This window comes from Ruminococcus callidus ATCC 27760 (assembly GCF_000468015.1).
Classification (GTDB): domain Bacteria; phylum Bacillota; class Clostridia; order Oscillospirales; family Ruminococcaceae; genus Ruminococcus_C; species Ruminococcus_C callidus.
The window spans coordinates 1-2,654 of sequence record NZ_KI260411.1 but is presented as its reverse complement, the minus strand read 5'-3'; the positions used below and the strand labels follow the sequence as shown (position 1 = coordinate 2,654).

The following is a 2,654-nucleotide window of genomic DNA, read 5'->3' as shown; positions in this document are numbered from 1 at the left end:
GAGCTGGCAAGCCGCAGGCTTGACTGAGGGGTTATCTCGCAGCCTTTTTTACTGTTCCGTCAACGCAGACCACTCTGTGATCTCGCCGGTGTAGATCTGCTTGATCTGATCCTTGGTAATCGCGTCGAGAGAATTGTCCTTGTTGACGATGACTGCAATGCCGTCCATTGCCAGAACAGTGCTCTTTACGCCGGTTTCAGTGTCCTTCAGTTCGCGGGAAGCCATGCCGATGTCGCATACGCCCTCCTGTGTGGAAGTCACGCCGGTGGTGGAGTCGCTCTGCTGTACGTCTACGGTCACGTCCGGATTCACGTCCGCGTAAGCCTCTTTCAGCTTAGTCATGACCGGTGTGACAGAAGAAGAACCGGCAACCACCACGCTGCCCTTTGCACCGTTGGAGGTATAGCTTTCTGTGCCCTGTGCCACATAGCCCTCTTTGCTGATGACATCTGCGGCATCGGTGCTCATGATGTAGTTGAAGAAATCCTGTGCCGCATCGCTCAGTTCCTCGCCGTCCTTGGTGACGATGTTGAACGGACGGGAAATGGAATAGCTGCCGTCGGCCACGGTGTCCACGCTGGGTGCTACGCCGTCTACTTCCAGAGCCTTGACGGAATCGTCCAGAGAGCCGACAGAAACATAGCCGATAGAAGCCGCATTGCCGGCAACGGTCGTCAGCATAACTGCGGTGCTGTTCGTGACCTCTGCACTGGAAACTGTGTTGTCCTTGTCGTCCTCCATGATGCCGCACAGTTCGGTGAATGCTCCGCGGGTGCCGGAACCGTCCTCACGGGTAATCACGGAGATTGCTCCGGAAGCACCGCCGCCGCAGCCTGTCAGACTGCTTGCCATCATGCCCAATGCTGCAACTGCTGCCGCGATCTTTGTCATTTTTTTCATAACGCATAACTCCATTTCCGGACACGCTTCGCTGTGTCCCTTGCCGATTCTGCCCAGAATCGTGTTTCGTTTTTTATTCTTGTTCCAATGAACAATGTTATTATAACAAGCCTATGTAAAGTCTGTTATCGCGGCAATGTGAAATCTAGGTTAAATGTTAAGTTTTGCGGCATGTCCTTTGTTAACTCCGAAAAAAACACGGAATTTCGGTATATTTTCAGCCGGCATGCACTGAGAGGACAGATTCCGGCAGTGTGTTCCTTATGTCAGGTTATAGACAAATGACGCATAAGCCTCTGCATTTTCACACCGCGGGGGCTGGGGTTTGTCCGGACAGGACGGCTTTTCGTGGCGTTCCCATGTCCGCAGAGCCGCTTTCCAGTCCCGCATCGGGTGCTTTCCGATGTTCCAGCCGTTGGCTTCGTAGTAGTCGTAAAACTGTTCTGCCGATACCGTGCTGCCCCGATGCATGCAGTAGTTCCGTATCTCCTCCAGTGTCGGCTTGGAAAAAGCAGTCCTTTTTTTCCGGCTGCCGGTTGTGGTGGTTGTTTCTGGAACTGCCGCGGCAGCGGTCTGGCTCTCCGGAAACAACTCTTTCTCTGCATCTGACTCTGTTTCTTTCTCTATCTCTAACTCTTTCTCTATCTCTTTCTCTACGTCACAATGTGCAGCCGGTGTGTCACAATGTGCAGCTTCGGTGTTACAAGCTTCTGCCGGTGCCTGAACCGGTTCCTGCGGCTTGGCATCTGCCGGTTTCTGCCGTGCTTTTCGCATGCGTTCCGCAGAAGCACTTTCCGAACCCGTCACCGCACCTACCTCCGGAAGATAGTAGACCGTTTCCGACTTCTGTTCCAGCCGGTGCACACGCATCAGAAACTCCAGCGTGTCCCTGACCAGTTCTTCGTCCTCGTCCAGTGTCAGTGCCAGTTCCGTGTGAAAATCCGGCTCCAGTCCGTCGAAGTACAACTCGCCGCTGCTGGAAAGGCTTAGCAACAGCATTTTCAGATAGATCATCACGCAGGTATCCCCGTTGGGCATTCGCCGCAGTTTTTTCACTGCCTTGTCCTGAAAGAAATGTTCCTGTAATTTCAGCCAATAAAACCGTTTGCTTTGCATGTGCAGTTCCTCCTGTTCCCGCCCGTCCGGAGCACGCTTCGGGCTGGCATTTCGCAATGTAAAAAAGCCCCTCCATATATAGGCTCTCAGAGGGGAAAAGTTGCACGCCGGCGTGCAACTTTGAACGAGAATTTACACAGTTTCTGATGAAAGTTCGGAATATTGGAAGTTTGCTGGAAGTTTCGGGCAGGTTCTGTTGGGAGAGGCAGTGCTGCCCGGGCAAACAGATCGAACATGACATGCTATACTATTATAATAGTATAGACGTGCAATGGCTCGACTGCACGGCAGCAAAAAAGCCGCACCACCCACCGGAACGCTCCGGCAGTGATGCGGCTGTTTGACATTTTTTGCAAAGTGTGGTATACTAAATTTTGAGGGCATACCTGAAACGGTAGGCGGTCTTTCCACGCTCCCATGATTTTATCAAAATCGATGGGAGGTGATGTGCATGGAGAACTTTGTAACATGGGAGCAGCTGCGTTTTTTCGCATGGCTCATACTTACATTGATTCAGATAGCGATTCTGCGTTCCAATCATCATGATGATAAACGGAAATAACCGCCCTACAGCTGCAACTCAAGGCGGTTATTTTAAGTAACTTATTGGGAGCAGACCGTCTACTGGTATGCTCTTT

The 2,654-nt window shown here is 51.9% G+C and carries 2 protein-coding genes; both read right to left on the bottom strand.

Annotation, left to right across the window (positions count from 1 at the left end; genetic code table 11):
* Window positions 1–48: 48 nt before the first annotated feature.
* Window positions 49–900 (bottom strand): substrate-binding domain-containing protein, encoded by an 852-nt coding sequence (locus RUMCAL_RS08510; protein ID WP_156902503.1) that lies wholly within the window; start codon window positions 898–900, stop codon window positions 49–51.
* A gap of 261 nt (window positions 901–1,161) precedes the next feature.
* Entirely contained in the window at window positions 1,162–2,073 is a 912-nt protein-coding gene (locus RUMCAL_RS14650) for a phage replisome organizer N-terminal domain-containing protein (protein ID WP_021682337.1), read from the bottom strand.
* Window positions 2,074–2,654 lie beyond the last annotated feature (581 nt).